This window comes from Candidatus Methanogranum gryphiswaldense (genome assembly GCA_019262145.1).
Lineage (GTDB): Archaea > Thermoplasmatota > Thermoplasmata > Methanomassiliicoccales > Methanomethylophilaceae > Methanogranum > Methanogranum gryphiswaldense.
In genome coordinates this window covers 617,917-640,619 of sequence record CP076745.1, presented here as the reverse complement: position 1 = coordinate 640,619, position 22,703 = coordinate 617,917, and the positions used below count along the sequence as shown (strand labels likewise).

At 43.4% G+C, this 22,703-nt stretch carries 21 protein-coding genes; 12 read left to right on the top strand and 9 right to left on the bottom strand.

From position 1 onward, the window contains the following. Position 1: 1 nt before the first annotated feature. The 3 genes from feoB to KRP56_03315 all read right to left on the bottom strand — a co-directional run bounded on the left by feoB (position 2) and on the right by KRP56_03315 (position 4,037). Entirely contained in the window at positions 2–1,903 is a 1,902-nt protein-coding gene (gene feoB / locus KRP56_03325; GenBank protein ID UAL08290.1) for a ferrous iron transport protein B, read from the bottom strand. Continuing rightward, a complete protein-coding gene (locus KRP56_03320) occupies positions 1,903–2,562 on the bottom strand; it encodes a metal-dependent transcriptional regulator (GenBank protein ID UAL08289.1) in 660 nt (219 codons plus the stop codon). Before KRP56_03320 ends, feoB begins: the two co-directional genes overlap by 1 nt. Positions 2,563–2,753: 191 nt before the next feature. Continuing rightward, on the bottom strand, positions 2,754–4,037 hold the full coding sequence (locus KRP56_03315) for a serine hydroxymethyltransferase (GenBank protein UAL08288.1): 1,284 nt from the start codon (positions 4,035–4,037) through the stop codon (positions 2,754–2,756). Between the two features lie 216 nt (positions 4,038–4,253). Between KRP56_03315 and ribB the strand changes: the two genes are divergently transcribed. The 4 genes from ribB to ribH are packed head-to-tail and all read left to right on the top strand — an operon-like array spanning position 4,254 to position 6,277. Continuing rightward, on the top strand, positions 4,254–4,964 hold the full coding sequence (ribB, locus tag KRP56_03310; GenBank protein ID UAL08287.1) for a 3,4-dihydroxy-2-butanone-4-phosphate synthase: 711 nt from the start codon (positions 4,254–4,256) through the stop codon (positions 4,962–4,964). A 5-nt stretch (positions 4,965–4,969) separates the two neighbouring features. Further along, positions 4,970–5,389, top strand: a complete 420-nt coding sequence (locus KRP56_03305) for an FAD synthase (GenBank protein UAL08286.1) — start codon at positions 4,970–4,972, stop codon at positions 5,387–5,389. Beyond that, positions 5,386–5,856, top strand: coding sequence for a riboflavin synthase (ribC, locus tag KRP56_03300; GenBank protein UAL08285.1), 471 nt, complete (start codon positions 5,386–5,388; stop codon positions 5,854–5,856). Before KRP56_03305 ends, ribC begins: the two co-directional genes overlap by 4 nt. Before the next feature lie 4 nt (positions 5,857–5,860). Next, a complete protein-coding gene (gene ribH, locus KRP56_03295; GenBank protein ID UAL08284.1) occupies positions 5,861–6,277 on the top strand; it encodes a 6,7-dimethyl-8-ribityllumazine synthase in 417 nt (138 codons plus the stop codon). 55 nt (positions 6,278–6,332) lie between these two features. Here ribH and KRP56_03290 read toward each other — a convergent pair whose 3' ends face one another. Continuing rightward, a complete protein-coding gene (locus KRP56_03290; protein ID UAL08283.1) occupies positions 6,333–7,538 on the bottom strand; it encodes an aminotransferase class I/II-fold pyridoxal phosphate-dependent enzyme in 1,206 nt (401 codons plus the stop codon). Positions 7,539–7,700: 162 nt separating this feature from the next. Beyond that, positions 7,701–8,450 (bottom strand): DUF1275 domain-containing protein, encoded by a 750-nt coding sequence (locus KRP56_03285; GenBank protein UAL08282.1) that lies wholly within the window; start codon positions 8,448–8,450, stop codon positions 7,701–7,703. 344 nt (positions 8,451–8,794) lie between these two features. On the opposite strand from KRP56_03285, the gene KRP56_03280 reads away from it, so the two are divergent. The 4 genes from KRP56_03280 to KRP56_03265 all read left to right on the top strand — a co-directional run bounded on the left by KRP56_03280 (position 8,795) and on the right by KRP56_03265 (position 13,975). Then, complete coding sequence (locus KRP56_03280; protein ID UAL08281.1) at positions 8,795–10,726, top strand: phosphoadenosine phosphosulfate reductase family protein; 1,932 nt, start codon at positions 8,795–8,797, stop codon at positions 10,724–10,726. A 112-nt stretch (positions 10,727–10,838) separates the two neighbouring features. After that, entirely contained in the window at positions 10,839–11,531 is a 693-nt protein-coding gene (cysE, locus tag KRP56_03275; GenBank protein ID UAL08280.1) for a serine O-acetyltransferase, read from the top strand. Between the two features lie 3 nt (positions 11,532–11,534). Next, entirely contained in the window at positions 11,535–12,959 is a 1,425-nt protein-coding gene (gene cysS / locus KRP56_03270; GenBank protein ID UAL08279.1) for a cysteine--tRNA ligase, read from the top strand. Further along, a complete protein-coding gene (locus tag KRP56_03265; GenBank protein UAL08278.1) occupies positions 12,944–13,975 on the top strand; it encodes a radical SAM protein in 1,032 nt (343 codons plus the stop codon). Before cysS ends, KRP56_03265 begins: the two co-directional genes overlap by 16 nt. Before the next feature lie 87 nt (positions 13,976–14,062). Here the strand turns inward: KRP56_03265 and KRP56_03260 are convergent, their stop codons facing one another. From KRP56_03260 to KRP56_03250, 3 genes are read right to left on the bottom strand one after another with little or no spacing between them, the layout of a single operon-like run. Beyond that, on the bottom strand, positions 14,063–14,980 hold the full coding sequence (locus KRP56_03260; protein UAL08277.1) for a TIGR00269 family protein: 918 nt from the start codon (positions 14,978–14,980) through the stop codon (positions 14,063–14,065). A gap of 1 nt (position 14,981) precedes the next feature. Continuing rightward, positions 14,982–16,163: an AAA family ATPase gene (locus KRP56_03255; GenBank protein UAL08276.1), complete on the bottom strand. Its 1,182-nt coding sequence runs from the start codon at positions 16,161–16,163 to the stop codon at positions 14,982–14,984. A 1-nt stretch (position 16,164) separates the two neighbouring features. Further along, entirely contained in the window at positions 16,165–17,127 is a 963-nt protein-coding gene (locus KRP56_03250) for a hypothetical protein (GenBank protein ID UAL08275.1), read from the bottom strand. A gap of 404 nt (positions 17,128–17,531) precedes the next feature. Between KRP56_03250 and KRP56_03245 the strand changes: the two genes are divergently transcribed. The 3 genes from KRP56_03245 (at position 17,532) to KRP56_03235 (ending at position 20,472) form a co-directional block, all read left to right on the top strand. Then, complete coding sequence (locus tag KRP56_03245) at positions 17,532–18,221, top strand: ATP-binding cassette domain-containing protein (GenBank protein UAL08442.1); 690 nt, start codon at positions 17,532–17,534, stop codon at positions 18,219–18,221. Beyond that, on the top strand, positions 18,200–19,405 hold the full coding sequence (locus tag KRP56_03240) for a SufD family Fe-S cluster assembly protein (GenBank protein ID UAL08274.1): 1,206 nt from the start codon (positions 18,200–18,202) through the stop codon (positions 19,403–19,405). Before KRP56_03245 ends, KRP56_03240 begins: the two co-directional genes overlap by 22 nt. Positions 19,406–19,512: 107 nt before the next feature. Further along, positions 19,513–20,472, top strand: coding sequence for a replication factor C small subunit (locus tag KRP56_03235; protein ID UAL08441.1), 960 nt, complete (start codon positions 19,513–19,515; stop codon positions 20,470–20,472). A 60-nt stretch (positions 20,473–20,532) separates the two neighbouring features. Here the strand turns inward: KRP56_03235 and KRP56_03230 are convergent, their stop codons facing one another. After that, the gene (locus KRP56_03230; protein ID UAL08440.1) at positions 20,533–21,768 is read right to left on the bottom strand and encodes a phenylacetate--CoA ligase; all 1,236 of its coding nucleotides are present in this window, start codon (positions 21,766–21,768) and stop codon (positions 20,533–20,535) included. A gap of 126 nt (positions 21,769–21,894) precedes the next feature. On the opposite strand from KRP56_03230, the gene KRP56_03225 reads away from it, so the two are divergent. Then, on the top strand, positions 21,895–22,620 hold the full coding sequence (locus KRP56_03225) for a sel1 repeat family protein (GenBank protein UAL08273.1): 726 nt from the start codon (positions 21,895–21,897) through the stop codon (positions 22,618–22,620). The last annotated feature ends 83 nt before the right edge of the window (positions 22,621–22,703 follow it).

Here is a 22,703-nt window from a genome sequence, read left to right as displayed (position 1 = left end):
ATCAGAACATGATGAACAATATGTTGACCATTGTCCCCAGGAGAATGGCTACAAAACAGGAGATGATCGATACAACAAATGTATCTTTCCATCCCAGTTCCCTCCACATTACGGTAAGCGTCGCGATACACGGAACATATGTTGCCATTACGACCCCGAAAACAACAAATTGTTCCGGCGTCATGGTAGTGAGAAGGCCCAGCATTACCAGCATCCCAACGGCCATCTCCTTTCTCAATATGCCCACAATGAATGCTATCACGCATACTGCCGGCAATCCAAGCATACCGACTGTTATGAAAGACAATGGATCGATGATCCAATTCAATAGATCATATGTTAAAAGTATCTCAACGATAATGCTTCCTATGACCAGCAACGGGAAAGCGATAACGAAGAAATCCTTTATCCTCTCCCATGTCTTGAATAGAACATTCCTAGCCTGAGGCATTACGAGGTCCGGAAGCTCCATGGCAAGACTGCTGGGCTCTTTGGTGAGGTATTTATTGAGGATTAGCCCGATCAAACATCCAAGCGCCACAAGCATGACCAAAATTGCCAATGCATAGGGTATTCCAGCATACTTCCCGGTTATACCCATTATTATCGCCATCTGGGCCGAACAAGGGACCGCCATTACGATTATCGATGTTATTATGAGCCTTTCTCTTCTTGACTGAATGGTGCGTGTGGCCAAAATTGCCGGAACATTGCATCCGATACCAACCATAACTGGAATGGCCGCTCCACCGTGAAGTCCGAACCTATGCATAGTGGTATCAAGGAGAACGACAACACGCGTAAGATAACCAGAGTCCTCCAGTATGCCCAATATTATGTAGAATACCATTATGTAAGGTATCACTAACGATAGGATCGCCCCAACACTGCCATTTATACCCTCGACAACAGCCTTCCAGAATGGGTCCAAACCCGAAGCAAAACTTGTAAGCCAATTCCCTATACACCAGTCATAAAAACTCGATATGATGCTATCAAGGAAAGAACCCACATAGACTATTGTCAAAAAGATCATTCCCAGGACAGCCAACATGATCGGTATTCCTGTTAGGGGAGTTATTGTCATGTCTGAGAACTTCTCTTTGGTAGTTTGAGTCCTCTGAGTTCTCCTCATGACACCTTTTACCATTATATCGGCAAGTGCGTATCTCTCACGACCTATGGTCTGCTCGGGTGACTCATTATTGAATTTGTTGAGCATTCTACGGAATTTCTCAGCATTATCATTGACCTCTTCTGGGACCATATCGATGAAATCCTTCGTCCCCTCTATCAGCTTTATAGCCACACCGAATGATCTGTATTTTCCCTCGGGAATGACCTCTGCAAGTGAGCTCGCTGCCACCTCTATATTCTTACTGTAATTGACCCTAAAATTAGGTGCACTGGCCTTTCCTGCACATACTGCGTCCACCAATGCGTCTACACCTTCCGATGTCCTGGCTGAAACTGGAATTACGGTTATCCCCAAAGATTTCGATAGCGCGACCGTGTCGATGTCGTATTTGTTTTTCGCAGCATCGATCTTATTCAGCGCCAATATCGATGGAAGTCCTAATTCAAGAACCTCAAAACAAAGGACTATACTGCTTTCAAGATTGGTAGCATCGGCGACTATGATTATCGCATCATTGTCAGGATCTGCCAACATCTTTATCGCGGCATCCTCGTCAAGAGAATTCTTAGAAAGACTGTAGATCCCAGGAAGGTCATGAACATTTACGGTCACACCATTCCTTGTGATGTGAGCCTCTTCGAATTCTACTGTTGTACCAGAATAATTCGAGGATATTACTCCTACTCCTGTCATCCTCGCAAAAAGTGCAGACTTACCTACATTAGGTTGCCCGATCAGAGCCACCTGAACAATATCAGATACCATTAATCTTCCACGTCCACATATATGGCCGAAGCCAGATCGACATCGAGCGCGATGGTCGAATCACCGATGCCGACTATCCTTGGACCCCTTTCAGAAATTCTGCCTTCAACAGATATTGCTCTTCCAGGTACAAACCCCATAGAGATCAGCCTTCTTACTGTGTCGGAATTGTCACTCTTGAGATGTGAGATCGTGCCATGATCCCCAGATATCATCTGATCAAGTGTCTCGATCGCAATTTTACCTGAACATGCCGCTTTACAGGGACTTCCACAACTCTTACAATCACTGTCAACAGGAGTGCCCACCATCTGACACAGCCTCAACATCGAATCCTCGGAAATTGCATGTTCCATCTTACAAGCCTCCTCGTGTGCCGTTTGATGATCCACATTGAGAACGTTCATAAGGAAATTCTCCATTACGTGATGCTTCTTTCTGATCTGCCTTGCATAATTGAGTCCTGATTCAGTAAGCTTCACGCCTTTGTACTTCTCGTACTCAACATATCCATCGACCGAAAGGATCTTCAACATCTCAGTAACACTGGCTGGAGATATTCCCATGAAGTTTGCCAACTCTGTGGTCTTAGCGGCCCTTTCGCCCTCAGTGAGCCTAAGAATACTTATAAGATAGTCCTCACGATTGCCTGAACTCATTATCTAATGTACAATTATCATATATTTAAGGTATTCCTAAACAACCAATAAAAAGTAATCTTGGACCCGCCTGGGAGTTGCATATTCCAGGTAACTGTTACAACGAATTAGGTATCAAAATAATTTAGGAAAAAGGTTAAATGGGGGCGATCTAAAATAAGACCTGCACCCCAAATATAGTTTGACCCTATTCAATCAACAAGCTTGTGATACTCGTACGCAGGCTCTCCCGAATTGAAGCAATATTGGATCGTTGAGAAATCCTTCTTGAATGCCTTTACATCCTTTGCGACCTTCTTCGGGTCCTCTTTCTTGGCAACGACGCGCGCGATGAACTCCGCCACTTGTTTCATCTCGCTCTCTTTCATTCCCAGACGTGTCATCTCTTGTGATCCCAATCTCAATCCAGAAGGCTTCACAGAACTTGTATCCCATGGAAGCATGTTCTTATTGCAGATTATATTTGCATCCTCAAGGGCCTTTGCACAATCCTTGCCGCCCCCGAACTGAGATACGTCAACTGCTATCGCATGAGACCTTGTGAATCCCAAATCAGGACAGAGTACCGGTACACCAAGTTCGTACAACGCTTGTCCCAGCGCGCGAGAGTTCTTGCATGCCTGTGATGCGTAATCCTTAGCATAGACGTCCATCTCTGCAAGTGTGATCGCAAGTGCGGCCATCGCATGAAGGTGGTGGCTCGACGTTACACCTGGGAATACTGCCTTCTGTATCTTCTTTTCCTGCTCGTCCGTAAGATTCGTACCAAGGATCATTCCATGATTGGGTCCAGGGAACGTCTTATGCGTTGACGAGGAAATGATATTCACGCCCTCTCTGAGCGGATCGTGGAACTGTCCACCGGCAATAAGTCCGAGAACATGTGCACAATCTTCCCATACAAGACAGTCTATCTCATTGAATGTATCTTGAAGCTCCTTCAGTGGCGGAGGAAACAGGAAAACTGAAAGACCAAACTGGGCGACCTTGGGTCTTACCTGTTTGAGGGTCTTTATCGTACCGTCGACATCCAAGTTCATATCCTCTACATTGAAGGGATAATTAACTGAATTAACACCTCTTTGTCCGAATGCACCGAACTCACAGGTAGAAATGTGTGCTCCCTGTGCCAATGCACAAGTCGTTATTGTGTCCCCGGGCTGCGCAAATGCGAATAACACTGCCATGTTGGCAACCGTTCCTGAAATGGGTCTTACGTCCACAAAATCAGCCTTGAATAGCTTTTTCGCGATCTCCATCGCCTTAAGCTCGACCTCATCGACATATATGTTACCCTGATAGTACCTTTTTCCAGGGGTACCCTCAGCGTACCTGTCTGCAAAATCAGATATTAGCATCTCTTTAGCAAGAGGGCTCATAAGATTTTCAGAAGCGATCATTGGAATGCAGTCCTCGAACCACTTGTTGTGGGCCTGCACCTGCTGTCTTATAAAACGGGCATCGTCCAAAGTCATATTATCGAACGCATAATAGTAGATGCTGTTAAAAAGAGATTCGGTCCACCTTATTTGTTAAGTTATTAGGTTTCGAAAGGAAAATTGAAGATAAAAACACATTTAGACCAAGATTTATCCAATGCTGATTGAACCCAAAGAATAGTTTTTACCAAAATATAGGTAGTAAACCATTATTATTTTAATACATTCCCCATTCAAAAAACGGTAGTCAAGATGAGCATTGATAAAGCATTGGACGAGATAAGGGCAGGAAGGCCAGTCCTTGTATTCGATTTCGATGACAGAGAACGGGAAACTGATCTTACCGTTGCGTCTGAATTCATCACATGGGAACAACTTAAGATGATGAGGCAAGATGCTGGCGGCCTGGTCTGTACAACAACACCTTACAAACTGGCCAAAAATATAGGACTTCCTTTCATGGCAGATGTTTATTGGGATGACCGGGAAAAATATCCCATATTGAAGGACATGGCACCCAACGATATACCATATGATAATACAAAGTCCTCCTTTGGTATCACGATAAACCACAGGAAAACGTATACTGGCATTACTGATAAGGACAGAGCTTTGACCATCAGGGAATATTCTAAAGTGATATTCCAGGATAAATCCGCAAAAGATATTGAGAAAGAGATCGGGCAAAACTTCCGCGCCCCTGGACATGTACATCTTCTGAATACATCTTCCAAGATACTCAAAACGAGATTCGGACACACTGAACTTTGTACAGCATTAATGTACATGGCAGGTGTCAAACCTTCCGCAACAATATGTGAAATGATGGGTGACGATGGAAATTCTAGACAGAAGGAACAGGTCATTGAATACGCAAAAAGGAAAGACATCCCGTTCATTACAGGTAAAGAGGTCGTAGAGGCTTGGGAAAAATACCTTGAAAAGAACAACCTGGACCTGTGATTATAATGGTTAGGGTAATGGCAACGGGAGTCTTCGATCTTATCCATCCCGGACACATATCTTACCTAGAACAAGCTAAGGCATTAGGAGACGAATTGATCGTCATCGTGGCCTGTGATAAGACCGTTCGTTCAAAAAAACATGAACCGATAACTCCCGAAGACATACGTGTAAGGGTTGTTGAAGCATTGAAACCGGTCGATAAGGCCGTCATAGGAAAGGAGGGTGATATCTTTGAGACCGTCAAAGATATTGATCCTGATATCATAGTTCTAGGGTTTGACCAAAAATTCAACGAAAAGAAACTCGAAGAAGATCTAAAGGCCCATGGATTGGATCATATAAGGATCGTAAGAGCTAACGAATACGCGGATGACCTTAACGCGACAAGAAAGATTGTAGCAAAAATAAGAGGCATGCAATGAAACTCATAGGCATCGCAGATACGACATTTGCAAGATACGATATGGCCGCATCCGCCATAGACGAACTTAATCATACTGGTACAGGATTCAGGGTCATAAGATACACCGTACCCGGTGTTAAAGATCTGCCTGTAGCATGCAAAAAACTCATTGAAGAACAACATTGTGACATTGTGTTGGCACTGGGTATGCCCGGACCGAAAGAGAAGGACAAGATGTGCGCGCATGAAGCATCCACTGGACTCATTGCTACTCAATTAACAACAAACAAACACATCATAGAGGTCTTCGTACATGCCGATGAGGCACGGGACGACAAAGAACTCGCTTCTCTGGCAAACAGCAGAACAAGAGAACATGCCGTCAATGTTTACGATCTATTATTCCGTCCAGAAAACCTAACAAAAAGAGCGGGAATGGGATTGAGACAGGGATTTGCGGACGAAGGTCCAGTACAATACAGGTGATAAAATGGCAAAATACAAACTAGGAATGGTAGCAGCGGAATTCAACTATGACGTTACGATGATGATGATCGAAAGGGCTAAGGCAGAAGCCGAATTCCTTGACGTCCAAATAAGCAAGACAATAATGGTACCTGGGGTATTCGAGATCCCCCTTGCAGTACAGACCATGCTTGAAAAGACAGACGTAGATGCCGTGATAACGATTGGAGCTGTCATCAAAGGAGAGACCGATCATGATCAGATAGTCATATCACAAGCATCCAGACAGATTGCGGATCTTTCGTTGAAATACAACAAACCTGTCGCCTTCGGAATTACAGGACCGAATATGACTCAACTCCAAGCTGTAGATCGTATTGAAAAAGGTCGCGATGTAGTAGATGCGGCAGTAAAGATGCTGAAAAGATTAGAAAAAGTTTAAAAATTCATGCCGGGAATTTCCCGGCCATTTAATGTTTTCGTAAAGATTCAAGCCATCATTGATGTCTTACCATGAACTTCTCAAAGAGATCGTACGCCTCTTCCAAAGTTTCCATCGGAGGTAACAAGATAGTTCTGAAGTGAGACTGCCCGAATTCTTTACAGAATCCAGAACCATGGACGAATACGACCCCTTCTTCTTTTATGAGATCGAATACGAAATCCTTGTCAGACTTCCAGGTGTTACCAAGTTCTACCTTGGGGAACATGTATAACGCACCCATTGCCCTTCTTGTGGATATCCCTGGGATCTCATTCAACCTCTTATATGTGAAATCAGCCCTCTCCTTGAGTTTGCGATTCATATCGACTATGTAATCTTGAGGTCCTTGAAGTGATGCCCGCGCCGCTTCCTGACAAGGAACATTGGGACAAATCCTGACGCGGAATTGTTTCATCATGCCCTCACGTATCTCATCCATGAGCCCATTCTTATCCATGAAGTAACAATATCCTTCTCTCCATCCAGGCATAAGATTGACCTTGGAAAAACCATTCATGATTATCCTCGGAACATCATCCGGTAATCTGGACAATGAAAAGAAATTACCTTTGAATACGATCTTATCGTAGATCTCATCCGATATGAGGGGAATGTTGTATTCTGCTGCGATGTCACCGATAGCCCTCAGATCTTTTTCAGAATAAACTGCACCGGTTGGATTATTTGGATTTATGACCACCAGTGCTTTTGTCCTATCGGTAATGCGATCGCGCATCATATCGATGTCTGGACGCCATTCTTCTCTTTCGATCTGCTCATATGGTACGATCTTTCCCTCGTAAAAATTCGTATACTGTGCGTAGGATGGATACCCTGGCCCAGGAACGAGCACCTCGTCTCCTGGCTCGATGAGAGTTGCCATTAGCACATTTATGCATTCGCTGAGTCCGGCCGTGACATAGACATCGTTCGATGTTATTTTCACTCCGTGTTTCTCACGTTCTCTCTGAACTATCGCTTCTCTGAGATTGAGGTTACCCTGGGAATCCCCATACCCGTTATCGGTATTATCCACGGCCTCTCTCAGTGTGTTCTTGAAGTACTCGGGTGTCTCAAAATCCCATTTATTTGGGTCACCTATGTTAAGTTTGTAAAGCTTCTTGCCGTTTTTCTCGGCAGCATCGGCTGGGACTACTACTTCACGAATCGCATAATCCATTCCCAACGCACGCCTGGAAGCTTTTATCTTAGTCTTCATAAGATCACTTTCACGCCTCCACGTCGTTTAATATATTTAGTCTTTTTATAAGAGATAAATCAGACAGATCTTTGAAATCGACATCCTCAATGTTCACTCTATCATTAAGATGACTTTTGAGTTGACCTGATTGTCCCCATTGGTCGTCTTTACATTACTACTTTAATGGGTGGACTCCATTTTCTTCCTTCCGACCGTCACAAACAAGAGTATCAGAATTTCCATTGCTAGTATGAAAATTACTGGAAGAAGCAAATTTACCCTTATCAAGAGAGCAGAGAGTAAAGCCCCAACGAAGAACGATATCCATACTAAACCAAAGAACCTGGATGTGTTTTCAGATAATGGCCTCTTTGTACCTGTGATTGCCTTTTTTTCTGGTATCTCTACTTTCTCCTTGATATCTGGAAAGACCATTTCATTGAAGAGCTTGATCAACATCCCTGTTATCATGATGACCATCGCTCCCTTTACTGCCAGCCTACTGGTGATTGAGAATTGGAGGCCCATTGCGAAACTACTGACGGCAATAGGAAGTACCAATGATGCAAATTCAGTATTGTCGCCACGCAAATAAAGCAGAACAAAGAAAATAAAAATTAGACCAGCTTCCAAGCTCATGGCTTTGGTCATCTGAGAATTCCAACACTGCCCTGGTTCTGATGATTTTAACATCTTTGTACCCAAAAGAGTACCTGGAATAAATGCAGCAAATACAATGAGGGTTGTGAGTAGCTTGACGTAATTACCATCCACTATCGATATCGCCATGAATATCGTGTTGCCTGTCAAGGCAAAAATGAATACCCCTCCCAAGGCCAATATGGCAAATGCATCCATGCATCCAGCACCACATGCCAAGACAACAACTAATATGTCCCTTACACGTTCGTCCACTGGGTAACTGCTCACTCGACCATCACCATAACTTTTACACAGCCAGTAGCTTAATCTGATCGAAACGATTTATACGTTCCGATAATGGACCTACGGCCAGATTACAACTTTGTCCATAAGACTCTAAATAATCTAAAATGACATCAAAAGCGATATACAAATGTTAACATCTATCAATTCAAAATGAGAATGTTATAGAACATGGCCTGTTGATCATCACAAGATTAATTCCTGCATGAAATCCATCTATCATAGTGAAATCGTATTGGGTTAACGTATATACGGAGCGACAAACTCATTTACAATCCACCAAATTATTTATCTCCTTCATCTATAGCAGGTAGAACAGTGATGGAATTATGGGATCTATAAGACTTGGAAAAAATCACCTCAGATGGTGTTTTGAGTGCAATCTACCTATTCTCGAGACAGATAAATGTCCCGTTTGCGGGTCCAGGACAAAAGAGATGGAACTCACACCACCGGCAGATTCCAGGCCAGCATTCGATAATGACATACAACACATAAGAGGGGTCATAGATGGTCTTTTTGGAGAGGGCTCGGGTAAAGAGGTCATCCCTGAAGGTCACCTGGTCATACTAAACAAATCTCCTGCGATAGACCGCATGGACGAGGTACTGGTGGATGGCTGTGTTGTCGGCACCATGAGGTATGACGTCGGCAGAGGATGGCAATTCATAATACGCCTACAAGGCGCAATACGTCTAGAAGGAAAATTGAAAAGAGCATATGTGGTCTGCGATCCAGGAGCCATAAAATTCATACAGGAGAGCAAGAACCTCATGGGTCCAGGAATAATGGACGCGCATCCTGATATCAAGAACGGGGATGAGGTCATAATTGTAGACCCCGATATGAAAGTGATAGCTACAGGTATCGCCAAAATGTCCGTTGAGGACATGCTCAAACAAGAAAAAGGAGTCGGCGTAAAGACCAGATGGTACAAACCCGAAGAATTCATAACACCGGGTGCCCCTCATACATGGGATGACGCTGTTGAAGCGAACAGAGCCGTCATGGATAAAAGGATCGTAGAGGCCATGGGCTTCATGCGGAACACAATGGTGAAATACGATCTTCCAACTGTTGTCTCCTTCTCTGGAGGAAAGGATTCACTGGCCACCTTGCTTCTGTCCATAGATGCAGGATTGGACATACCTGCTATGTTCATAGATACGGGACTTGAATTCAATGAGACCGTGGAACATGTGCATGATGTCTGCCAAAGACATAACATAAAATTGATCGAAGAAAAAGCACCAGTGGATGCTTTCTTTGGCAACTTAGTACAATTCGGTCCGCCCGCAAAGGATTTCAGATGGTGCTGCAAAACGAATAAATTAGGACCGATGGTATCTGCAATAAACAAGAATTTCCCCAATGGCGTCCTATCGTTCATAGGACAAAGGAAATACGAATCTGAAGCAAGAAATGCTAAACCTCGCGTATGGCAAAACCCTTGGACACCAGGACAAATAGGGGCATCTCCGATACAGAACTGGAGTGCCATGCACATCTGGATGTACATATTCATGCGCAAAGAGCCTTACAACATATGGTACACCAAAGGGCTGGACAGAATAGGATGTTTCCTATGTCCTGCATCAGATCTTGCTGAATTCGATATCGTAAGGTCTGCAGACAGATATCCCCAATGGGACAAATTCCTCGACGACTACACAAAGGAAAATGAGCTTCCCGCAGAATGGAAGGATTATGGACTGTGGAGATGGAAATCCGCTCCACAATCTATTCGCGATGAGATAAAAAGAATCACTGGAAAGGATGTGCCCGAATTGACCAAAAAAACAAATAAATCTATCAGCGGCCCTGTCGGTATAAAGATACAGGAAGGATACTCACCTTGCACTATGGGCTATAGCATAGAAGCCGCACTGTCCAGACCAATCGACCTTCATAAACTAAAACCTTTCACACATGCATTGGGATGGGTAATAAACCATAACGAGGAAGAGAATTATCTGGAAGCAGACTATGTCACATTCTACGGTGATGGAGCCATAATATCCAAGGCCTATGTAGAGAATGACGCAAAACAACATATGAATGAAGCATTCCAACTTGTGGTCCGTGCCGAACAATGTGTAGGATGTGGACTATGTGTGGCCAGATGTAAACCAGGTGCCCTTTATATCGAAGATGGCAAAGTCGCCATACATGAAGATGAATGCATATTCTGCAAGGATTGCTACGGACCATGCCCAGCAGTGAAATTTGGTAACAATGATCCGGAAGAATTCGATCAATGAAAGTGTGTGATCACATTAAAATCGCGTATTTATCGTTGATGTGCAATGATGTTATCATTGTTGACTTAATAAATAGATAAATAAACGGGGTATTCATTGACGTACTGATAGCATGAGAATAGATCCCGATGACCTAAAAGCAGTGATGGAACGCGACCCTGCGATCATCAATGAGGAAGATGCAATCAAATTCCATACTGGACTGCATGCTGTATGTATGTACAGAGAGAGTCACGAACTTTGGCTTCAGGGAAAATATATGGAAGCTAGGGAAATAAATTTCAAAGCACATCAACTAACAGGGTGCGACATACACCCTGGTGCAACAATAGGCAAAGGATTCTTCATTGACCATGCAACAGGTGTGGTCATCGGTGAGACGGCCATTATCGGCAATGATGTCACACTCTACCAAGGAGTGACATTGGGAGGTGTGTCTGCTAACAAAGGAAAAAGACATCCAACTCTCGGAAACAACATCGTCTGTGGTGCTAATGCGACCGTCCTCGGTAACATAACGATAGGTGATAACGTCAGAATTGGGGCTGGGTCAGTCGTCCTGAAAGATGTTCCACCAAACTGCACTGTGGTCGGTGTGCCTGGAAAGATCATATTGAAGGACGGAGTAAAACACGATCCTCTAAAACATAATGATCTACCAGACTACATATCAGACCGCGTTCAACAATTGGAATGCGAAATAGAGGCATTACGCGAAGCTATCAAACAACTTCAAGAAGCATCCAATCTTCAAGACCTTGCAGATTTATCCATACCTAAAAACTCCACATTCAAGAAGGAATGAACCATGTCTTTAATGATCCACAATAATCTGACCAATAAAAAAGAAGAATTCATTTCGATAGAACCTGGTAAAGTCAAAATGTACGTGTGCGGGGTCACCGTATACGATGACATTCATATGGGCCATGCAAGAAGCATGATCGTATTCGACATGATAGCCAGATACCTCAGATATTCAGGTTACGATGTCACTCATGTAACAAATTTCACTGATGTTGACGATAAGATCATCATCAAAGCCAACAAAGAAGGTATCGATCCTCTCGAGCTGTCTACAAGATACATAGAAGAATATTTCAAAGATGCCGCGAAACTTGGTATAAAAAAGGCCGATATTTATCCTAAGGCCAGCGAGAGCATGGATGATATAATCGCCATGGTCCAAGGGATCATCAAGAACGGTTACGGTTACACAACACCAGATGGCAGCGTGTACTTCTCAGTTAGAAAAAAACAGGATTACGGTAAACTCTCGAACAGAAAGATCGAAGACATGGAATCCTCGGGACGCATAACACAGGATGAACAAAAGAAGGATCCTTTGGATTTCGCAGTATGGAAAGCAGCTAAGCCTGAGGAACACTGCAGTTGGAGCTCACCGTGGGGAGAAGGCAGGCCAGGATGGCATATTGAATGCTCAGCTATGATCAGACATCACCTGGGTGAGACAATAGACATACATGGTGGAGGGAACGACCTTATCTTCCCCCATCATGAAAATGAGATATTGCAATCCGAAGCGGCAACAGGAAAACCTCTGGCTAATTACTGGATACATAACGGCATGTTGCAAGTGAAGGGTGCAAGCAATTCTAAAGAAGAAAAAATGTCAAAATCCCTTGGCAACTTCTTCAGAGTTAAAGACGTGACTGAAAAATTCGATAAGTATACGATTCGTTTCTACTTCCTAAACACCCATTACAGCAGCCCCCTGGTCTATGGAGAGGACATGCTGAATGAAGCACAGGTCGCACTCAAAAGATTGTGGAATAATTACCAAGACCTTCAATCCTATGCAAAGACCGGACCCGAAGGCAACAGCGACATATGTGATATGATCGAAGGATCCAGGGCCAGATTCAAAGATGCCATGGATGATGATTTCAATACCCGCGCAGCTATTGAAGAAATGTTCCAATTGGCACGTACGACCAATAAGGCCATGGGAGAGAGGAAACTGACCAAGAAAGATGCAGAAAAGATCCTGTCTTTGATGGGAGAATTCAATGAAATCTTGGGAATATTACCTGAAGGCGAACAAAAAGATGATGATGCTTTCGATTCTTTGATGAATATTTTAATCGAACTACGTAAAGAACTCAGATCACGTAAACAGTATGAACTTGCAGATATGGTCAGGGATAAACTTGCCGCGGCAGGATATAAACTAGAAGATTCCGCGGATGGTGTGAAATGGAAGAGGATCTGATCCAAAAGAAAGCCGAACTCATACTTGGAGGATCGGTCAAAATACCAGAGGATTTTGAATTTCCTTTCAGAGTATCCCATTCCACCGCAGGTCCTGGTGCAGGATACGGTTCATTGGTATTCGCATTCGACAGATTCAGGGTAAAAAAGTCAATTTCCTTCGATAAGGGTGACTTCGAACTTGTCGTGAAAGACAAGAGTTACGCTATGACCAAGAACGGAAAACCGTTTTTGAACAAAGTCGAACTTAAACCCGTGGTCTATCATTGCCCTGAACAAGCATTCTTCAATTTGGACCAGAGGTGTATCTATCACTGTGCCTATTGCACATCGCCACTCCTTGATGAAAGCACATTCAAAGGACTGACCGATGATGATATCGTATTCAAAGTGAAAGATGCTGTTTCTAAACAGAAGGTAGTCTCAGTATCCCTGACCAGCGGTGTAGCTGGTTCAGTGGACGATACGGTTGATAGATTTGTGTCATGCATTACTGCACTTCGCAATGAATTCCTGAAAATGCCCATAGGTGTAGAACCCTACGTATCCACAAAAGAGCATGTTGAAATGCTTAAACAAGCTGGTGCAACAGAAATAAAACTAAATCTGGAAGCTCCCACCAAGAGTATGTTCCTCAAAGTGTGTCCAGAATTAGACTATGATAATATATGGGTCCTATTGGAATATGCAGTGAATGTATTCGGTAAAGGAAAAGTAAGTTCCAATATAATATTTGGAATGGGCGAAACAGACCAAGAAATAGAGGATTGCTTTGAAAAATTGTGTTCAATGGGCGTAGTTCCTACAGTAAGGGCTCTCAGACAGAACGCTATGAACAAAGAGAATCTAAAAAAAGCAATAGGTCAACAACCTCCGATCACATCGGAACGCGTGATATACTTAGCCAATCTTCAAAAAAGAATAATGGAAAAATATCATCTTGACACGCGTAGTTTCCATACAATGTGTATAGAGTGCACATGTTGTGACATAGTTCCTTTCAAAGACATAATTTGAGTTTTTAATGTCGTATTTCTCATACGATGTTTCAGTATTAGAAAAATGATAAAGTTGATGCCAACCAGCAAACTAAGTTAAAACATATCATCCGTTGATTCTCTTTATCAACAGTTCTGACAATTCACATGCTTTACATCTAACACCGAGTGTTGGCTCACCACATCCACAAAAATGAAGCTCTGCTGCAGTGTATTCTTCAGAAAGCATGGGACGGATCTGATCGTACGAAGACAATATGCTGAACTTTGAACCAGGGGACCTTGTTTCCAACTCGTCTACAATATCCCTATATTGATTTCTTAGAGCTTCTTTCCAATATGGACATTCTCCATCCCAGAATGGTATACCGGATACCAAGGCGTACAATAGGGACTCCTTCTCGGGTATCATTCTCAACGGATGAAATCTTGGAACAAGCCCAGGCTGTACCTTCGTATGAGGTCCCAACCTTGCCAATCTCTCAATATCTCCACGAACGAAGTTCATCATTATCGATTGCGCCATGTCGTCTAGATTATGACCCGTGGCAAGGAATCTGGCACCGACATTTCTTGCCTCATCGTTCATCAGTTTACGCCTGAATACACCACAGTATGTACACGGACTGTTCTCTCCGGAGACTGGAGCAACATCGTCCATTTCAAGACCTAATTCAGAAAAAGAGCGCACATGCCAATCGATGTCTCTCTTTGCACAAAAATCCTTTACAATATCCAAACTTGGAGGTCTGTATCCTCTTATGCCTTCATCTATCGATATGGCACATATGTTTATATCCCCTCTTTCCCTGAAAATAGAGTCTATCATGTGAAGGGTGACCATGCTGTCCTTTCCTCCGGAAACAGCAACTGCGATGGTATCGCCAGGATACACGTTGATCTGCTTCCTTATCTCTTTTTTTATCCTCTTTTCAACATACTTCTGAAAATGCTCTGAGCAAAGATGAGAACCGTTGTAACGAATGAACGTTACAGCATCATGACCGCACATATCGCACTTCATATTACCACTCATATTCGTCGGCAGATTGTGGAATCTCCATCAGATATTCCAATTTCTTGGCCAACTCCTTTGGCGGTATATTGGGGATTGAAATGTATGTGACCCTGCCGCCCTCTATCTCGCTTTTTACTTCAGTGGACAACAATCCACAATGTTCCATATCTTGTATATATGTCCAGAATTGGGTATGTTTTCTTGCCACTTGCTCGTATTCTTCACATACAACCGCATAGGTCTTCTCTGCAGAAGTAATGCTGACATAGGATTCAGATTTTATAGCACGAGATATCGCGAGAAGAGCCAGTTTCCTATTGATATCAAGATCTCTTAATTTATTCTCAGAAACATCGCTATATATCATTGCATTAGCGGTACGTATATCATCTGCTGTGATCCGACCGATCTTTTCAGATTCTGCTATAGATGCGGACCTCTCGATCAATTCGATCGCAAACCTGGCATCACCATACTGAGAAGCTATCTCAGCGAGCAAAGAAACCTCATCGGTGCCGAGAGCGTTTGCAACCAGAGCTTCCTTTGCCCTAATATCTATGATCTCCCTCAGCTCACCTAAAGAATATCTTTCGAACCTGACAGTATTTGCACGTTTGAACGTGGATATGGACGCCTCGTCCAATAACTCAGCTATCGATACCTGGGATATCATCATCAATGAGACGGAGGATCTTTTCAACTCATCATTCATCCTCATCATCTGATAAACCAGGTTCTTACTGTTGTTCTTCAACAGCATATCAACCTCATCGAATACCACAATTATTGGTCTGGCACTGTTCTCTATGTGTGTACGGAATGACCTGAGCATCTCTTCTGCAGAAAATCCTCTTTCTGGAAATCCAGGATCAAAATGCCTCACCAAATGTAAAAGGACACCATATTCTGTATTCCTTATCCTACAATTTACAAACACATAGTCCATAAGTTTACCTGTTCTGGCACAGTACTTGGACATATCCTCGCAAAAACGTTTTGCTGTTGCTGTCTTTCCAGTACCAACACCTCCCGAAAGAAATGCTGAACAACCGCAGCCCTCCATTACCATGGGGCGGAAAAGCATTTCCAACTGTTTCATTTGCTCTTCCCTATGGACAAGGGTCTCTGGCACATATTCGAATGACAGTTTTGTACTGTCTTTGATCACAGCCGAGGCACGATCAAACATGTCAGTTCCTACTAAATCTTGTAAATCCAGAACATCCTAGGACGTCTATACCTTTCTTTTCCCAAACATCACATATGAGATTTATTCCTAATGAATCGGACGCCATATGCCCAGAGATTATGACATTGATATTATGCTTCTTGCACTCTTCGATATGGTCATCTGGGAAATGCATTCCGACAACAGTACCAACGCCTGCAATCGCCAGTTTTTCATAGAGCTCCTTGGGGCCGGATGTTCCACCTGTCATTTTACTGACCACTTTTCCACAGTGATTCTTCTTGCTACCCACCATTATCCTTGGCGGATCGTTAAGTTTTGTTGCGGTTTGGAACTCAGGTTCTTTCATCAGCCTATCAATGATATCTTCCAGGTATTTCGGCTCAGAATCTTTGAACATCTTACCCATGTATTTCTGCACCATGTTATCAGCGGGGCTATGTATGTTGAACATGAGGACATCGAGTAATTTTGCCGCATCTACTGGCTTGTTATAATTGGAACCGAGGACATTCTTCTTTACCTCTTCCATCCTCGGTTTCATAAGCCCTTCAAGAATGTTTATCGGTACATTGACATCGTCGTACATTCCTGTCTGCATCCACATCACTTCTGGAAAACAGGTTCTAGATCTTCCTACGGGATGATGTGCCACAACTGCAGATATTTTCTTTCCTTTTTCTCTCAATCTGTCTGCAAGAAGTATCTCGGATGTGTCAATATCGATGCCCCACATGAACTGTTTTGCATCAGTTTCCTTGGCGACCTCCTCTCCCCACATCAGACGAGAATCAGCATAGGGATTCCACAATCTTTCCTGATCGTAATAGGGTTTCTTTTCATCTGAAAGCCCATCATATTCTTCTTTAGCCTCGTTGAGTACCAGTTTAACCTCATCCTTGGGGCGTGGATCGTTTTTCATACCAGTCTCGATTGCCAGTTTGTAGGCGTCATATACTTTCATATGAAGACCCCGATGGAATTAAGACGTTATAATCTATTCTTATGCGCAGCGATATGAACCGTTCAAAACTTTAAAACGTATTATACAAACGCTAGTGTGACGACGAAAAGTCCCAAAAATCTAAGAATAATATATACAATTTAATTAAATCTAAATGCTTTCGTAATCTAGTATTGTAAATGCCACACACCAAAAAAGTTTTAACCATTAATAATCCGTAATTGTAGCATTATGCACGCATTAACATATATTAACAGATTTTTGATAACGTAAATCAACACTGACCCACATTTACAATAGTTTATTAAATGACGGTTCATATCGAGTAACACGGTGTTACTGTGCTAGAGATCAAAAACCTACATGTATGGGCCGGAGGCAGAGAAATCCTCAAAGGTATAAACATGACCATCCCTGATGGACATACCTGCGTCCTCTTCGGACCCAACGGTTCCGGCAAATCCACATTACTCTCTGCGATAATGGGATATGGTACTACAAAGATTACCGAAGGAAAGATCTTCTTTAAAGGCTTAGACATCACAGATTTGCCCGTTGACGAGCGCGCAAAACTCGGCATAGGGATGATGATGCAAAGACCCCCTAACGTCACTGGTGTGAAACTCGGTGACCTGGTGAGGGCAACCGCCAAAAACAGCGATTGTGAGAATATCATAAACAACGCTGATAAATTCAGAATGGACAAATTCATGGATCGTGATATAAACGTCGGTTTCTCCGGCGGAGAGATCAAAAGATCGGAACTTCTCCAACTGACTGCACAGCAACCTGAGTTCGTATTGCTCGATGAACCTGAATCGGGAGTGGACATAGAAAGCATAGGCTTGATAGGAAAGAAAGTCCACGAATTGTTGTATAATTCAACCTTATGCGGTGTAGAAAGAGCGAAAAAGAATGTCTCATCACTTGTGATCACTCATACAGGACAAATCTTGGATTATATCGGCGCCGATACAGCATACATCATGAGAGACGGTACAATATCCTGTCAAGGACGCCCAATGGACATTCTTAAGGACATTAGAGAAAAAGGTTACGGAGAGTGTATCAAATGCAGAATGGTGAAGATGTAAAAAAGGCATTGAACAAAGCCGCAGCCTACGGCAAGGACATCGACCTAAACAGATTTGATGAAGGTACTCGTGACCCCAAACAAATCGAAAACATTGAAGATTCCAATGAATTCAAGGAGGTCATGACCCGCGTCGGGGTCACCAACAATGAGGACCGCTCAGGTACCATCGTATTCATCGATAATGGAATGAGCCACTGTTCCAATAAAGAACAGGAAGGCGTCGAAATGCTGTCCACCCAGGCAGCATTCAAAAAATATGATTGGGTCAAGGACTACATGTGGAAATCGATGGATCCCATGAAGGACAAATACACGGCAAAGACCTACCTGGAGGACTCTGATGGATATTTCATCCGCGTCAAGCAGAACTATCACGCCAAGTATCCCGTTCAAACATGCATGCTTCTCAATAAGAACAAAAGCATCCAGAATCTCCACAATATCATCATAATGGAAGAGGGATCATCACTTGAGATAATCACTGGTTGTTCCACGACTCACCATTCCGACGATGCATTACATGTGGGTGTATCAGAGATATACATTCATGACAATGCCAAACTTCAGTTCTCCATGATACACAGCTGGGGAAAAGAGACAGGTGTCCGCCCCAGAACAGCTACAATTATGGGAAAGAACTCTTCCTACACTAACAACTACATACTTTTGAACCCGGTCGGTTCTTTGCAGAGTTACCCCGTTGCCAATCTCAACGGTGAGAATGCGACATGCGCATTCAACACCATATGCCTTGCAGAGAAGGGATCCAACGTTGATACCGGAGGAATGGCCATCCTTAACGCCAAGAATACAAATGCACAGCTGATGTCCAGAAGCATAACCAAAGGCGGATCTATGATTGCTCGCGGAAAACTCATCGGGAACGCATCAGGTGCAAAGGCACATCTGGAATGCAGGAGCCTTATCCTAGAGGACGGCGGAACCACACTTGCCATACCCGAACTGGAAGCCCATGTTGCAGATGTCGAGATGACACACGAAGCTGCCGTTGGAAAGATCGCAAGGGATCAGATAGAATACCTTATGTCCCGCGGATTGACGGAAGATGATGCTATCGGCATGATAGTCAAAGGATTCTTAGCCGGAAGCATTGAGGGTCTACCAGATTCATTGAAAAAGGAAATCGACGAGGCAATAGCGAAGGCTAATCTCGGATCTTAAGCCAACAGAGAGACCTGGTCTCTTTGTTGACTATCCAAACCATTTACAAATATATGTCAATGACAATATAAACACGCTATACATTATGGCATTCGAAGGTGTTCCCCATTAACGAGATTTGGACAGAAAAATACAGACCCAAGACTCTTAACGAGGTCGTGGGACAAAAGCATGTGACAGAGAGACTCAAAGCATATGTCGCATCCAAGAACATGTCCCATCTACTGTTCACAGGCCCTGCAGGCACGGGAAAGACCACATGTTCGCTTGCAATGGCAAAGGAAATGTTTGGGGATGAGTGGAAGGGCAACTTCATCGAACTCAATGCATCGGACGAAAGAGGCATTGACGTCGTCAGAGGAAAGATCAAAGAGTTCGCCAGGACCGCCCCCCTTGGAAGCGCTGAGTTTAAAATAATATTCATGGACGAGGCAGACGCACTTACATCTGACGCTCAAGCAGCACTAAGAAGAACAATGGAGAAATACTCCAAGATCTGCCGTTTCATACTTTCATGCAACTACTCTTCCAGGATCATCGACCCCATACAATCTAGATGCGCTGTATTCAGATTCACCCCACTCTCGAGAGAGGATGTATTGGAATATCTGAGCATGATAATCAAGAAAGAGAACGTCAAGATCAATGATGATGCCTTGGAAGGACTCATACATGTTGCCAGAGGAGATATGAGACGGGCCATCAACTCATTACAGGTGGCAGCCTCTATGGGCAACACCATAACCTTGGATACGATCTACCAGACCACTGGAATGGCCAATCCGGAAGAGGTCAAGAAAATGCTTGAAACAGCACTCGCAGGAAATTTCATTCATGCCAGGGAGATGCTTGACAACATAATGATCATATACGGACTGTCAGGACAGGATATCATCCGTCAGATACATTCAACCTTCTTCGAATTGAGTATAACCGATTCTGAAAAGGTCAGATTGATGGATAAGACCGGTGAAGTGGAATTCCGTATCATTGAAGGCAGTAATGAAAGGATACAACTGGAAGCTCTTCTGGCCTATCTTGTCATGATAGGTGGCAGTAAGAGATGATATCTATCTAAACCTCTTTTAGATCTAAATAAGATAAGAATCGAAAATGTTTTAAACAGATCAATACCTGTTATCGAATATGCGAGGGGTCTTCTTCTCACTTCTTGGAAGGTCACCCAAACCCACCGCCTTCGGACTGATCGTCACATTGACCATATCCTTGAATTCCTTCGCAATATCCTTTTCCAAAGCCGGTCTCTTATCGATATCGACCTTTGTCTCAAAGAATAAAGTGAGTATGTCCTTGCCCTCCATATGATCGATCATTACCTGATATTCACTGCTCGCATCGGGGAACTTGGTCAATAACTCTTCAAATTGTGCGGGGAAAAGATTGACCCCTTTGACTTTGATCATATCATCGGTACGACCCGTGATTATGTCTATCCTTGGGAATCTGGAACCGCAGGGACAATCCCCAGGTATTATCCTTGTGAGATCGTGTGTCCTGTACCTTATTAGTGGGGCACCCTCTTTTCTGAGAGTTGTTATGACAAGTTCTCCCACTTCGCCATCTGGAAGCACCTCGCCGGTCTTAGGGTCTATTATCTCGAAATAGATGTAATCATCCCACATGTGAATGCCGTTCTTGTAACTGCAACTGATGCCTATGCCAGGACCGTACACCTCGGTGAGTCCGTAGATGTCATACAGCTCTACTCCCAGCTCATCAGCGATCCTATTCCTCATCTTATCTCCCCAGCGTTCGGATCCTATGACCCCTTTCTTTAGTTTGATCTGATCCTTTATGCCACGTTTCTCTATCTCTTCAGAAAGGAGAAGGGCATATGACGAGGTCGCACAAAGTACTGTGCTCTGGAGATCTACCATCATCTTCAATTGTTTATCCGTATTACCTGGACCCATCGGAATGGTCATCGCACCGAGCCTCTCTGCACCAAGTTGAAAACCTATGCCTGCTGTCCATAATCCATATCCCGGTGTGATGTGGACCCTGTCCATTTCCGTGACACCGGCCATGCGATAGCAACGCTCGAATTGAATGGCCCAATCTTCCACATCCCTCTGTGTGTATGGTATTATCACCGGAGTTCCAGTCGTACCTGATGATGAATGTATCCTTACGACTTCCTTGTCTGGTACAGACTGCAATCCGAGAGGATATGCATCACGAAGATCGTTCTTATCTGAAAAAGGAAGCGTCTCGAAATCTTCTTGCGATCTTATCTTTGTCAAATCGATGTTCTTGAACTTCTCCCTGTAAAAGGGACTTCTCTCTCTTATTGTGGAAAGATTACGGACGATCGTTTCCAACTGATAATCATTCATCTTCATCATATCACCGGTGTGGTACATCCGAGCTAGCCTTTTACCATATAACTATCTTTTGGCATTAGTGTATATAATTATTCATTATAGTAAATGAAACCCATTTATCCTTCCTTTGGATACCACGATATCATGAACACTGCTGGAGACATTGCCGTACTCTTACAAAAGGCCAATACGGGAGACCCCTATGCCCAAACAAAAATTGGAATGGCCTACATGAATGGGGACGGTATACCAAAGGATACGTCCAGAGCGATCAGATGGTTCACAGAGGCAGCCGAGACTCACAATCTTACAGAAGCAAAGGAGAAACTCGGAGAGATATATGAGAGCCAGAAAAAATACGAACTTGCAGAAAAATGGTATTCTAAAGCAGCCGATGAAAAGAATGCAGAGGCGATGTATAGACTAGGACTTCTGATATACAGGGGAACATTAGGATTCAGATCTGGAAAGGAAGGCATAGAGTTATTGGAAACAGCAGCAAAAAGAGGCCACAAAGAAGCCAAAGAATATCTGGATACATACATCAATGATCCAAAGAACAAGCGTTTTTCAAAAACAGCAGATTATAAAGCAAGAGCTGAGTTGGGAGATGTTGGCGCACAATTCGCTTTAGGCAACATATATGAGAACGGTATTGAGGTCCGTAAGGACAATCTTGAGGCCGCAACGTGGTATAAAATGGCCGCTGCGAACGGACACTCACGCGCACAATACAGGTTAGGTATGATGTACTCAGAAGGACGCGGGGTACCACAGGATAAAGAAGAGGCCGTGGAATACTTCGAACTCGCTGCAGCCCAAGGAAACACAGATGCTAAGAATATCCTATCACAATCAAGTCACAAATGATCTTTATCAAGATCAAATAGAATTATGATGTCCTTAAAACGCCATACTTGATTGATTTCAACTAATAATTTATATTAATTTAT

Bases quoted from the DNA above. Each gene is read 5' to 3' on its own strand.
- KRP56_03225 (UAL08273.1), top strand. From the start codon at position 21,895: ATGAACACTGCTGGAGACATTGCCGTACTCTTACAAAAGGCCAATACG.
- KRP56_03265 (UAL08278.1), top strand. From the start codon at position 12,944: ATGGAAGAGGATCTGATCCAAAAGAAAGCCGAACTCATACTTGGAGGA.
- ribH (UAL08284.1), top strand. From the start codon at position 5,861: ATGGCAAAATACAAACTAGGAATGGTAGCAGCGGAATTCAACTATGAC.
- KRP56_03245 (UAL08442.1), top strand. From the start codon at position 17,532: ATGACCATCCCTGATGGACATACCTGCGTCCTCTTCGGACCCAACGGT.
- KRP56_03315 (UAL08288.1), bottom strand. From the start codon at position 4,037: ATGACTTTGGACGATGCCCGTTTTATAAGACAGCAGGTGCAGGCCCAC.
- KRP56_03305 (UAL08286.1), top strand. From the start codon at position 4,970: ATGGTTAGGGTAATGGCAACGGGAGTCTTCGATCTTATCCATCCCGGA.
- cysS (UAL08279.1), top strand. From the start codon at position 11,535: ATGTCTTTAATGATCCACAATAATCTGACCAATAAAAAAGAAGAATTC.
- ribB (UAL08287.1), top strand. From the start codon at position 4,254: ATGAGCATTGATAAAGCATTGGACGAGATAAGGGCAGGAAGGCCAGTC.
- cysE (UAL08280.1), top strand. From the start codon at position 10,839: ATGAGAATAGATCCCGATGACCTAAAAGCAGTGATGGAACGCGACCCT.
- KRP56_03290 (UAL08283.1), bottom strand. From the start codon at position 7,538: ATGAAGACTAAGATAAAAGCTTCCAGGCGTGCGTTGGGAATGGATTAT.
- KRP56_03240 (UAL08274.1), top strand. From the start codon at position 18,200: ATGCAGAATGGTGAAGATGTAAAAAAGGCATTGAACAAAGCCGCAGCC.
- ribC (UAL08285.1), top strand. From the start codon at position 5,386: ATGAAACTCATAGGCATCGCAGATACGACATTTGCAAGATACGATATG.
- KRP56_03255 (UAL08276.1), bottom strand. From the start codon at position 16,163: ATGTTTGATCGTGCCTCGGCTGTGATCAAAGACAGTACAAAACTGTCA.
- KRP56_03320 (UAL08289.1), bottom strand. From the start codon at position 2,562: ATGAGTTCAGGCAATCGTGAGGACTATCTTATAAGTATTCTTAGGCTC.
- KRP56_03230 (UAL08440.1), bottom strand. From the start codon at position 21,768: ATGAAGATGAATGATTATCAGTTGGAAACGATCGTCCGTAATCTTTCC.
- KRP56_03260 (UAL08277.1), bottom strand. From the start codon at position 14,980: ATGAAGTGCGATATGTGCGGTCATGATGCTGTAACGTTCATTCGTTAC.
- KRP56_03250 (UAL08275.1), bottom strand. From the start codon at position 17,127: ATGAAAGTATATGACGCCTACAAACTGGCAATCGAGACTGGTATGAAA.
- feoB (UAL08290.1), bottom strand. From the start codon at position 1,903: ATGGTATCTGATATTGTTCAGGTGGCTCTGATCGGGCAACCTAATGTA.
- KRP56_03280 (UAL08281.1), top strand. From the start codon at position 8,795: ATGGGATCTATAAGACTTGGAAAAAATCACCTCAGATGGTGTTTTGAG.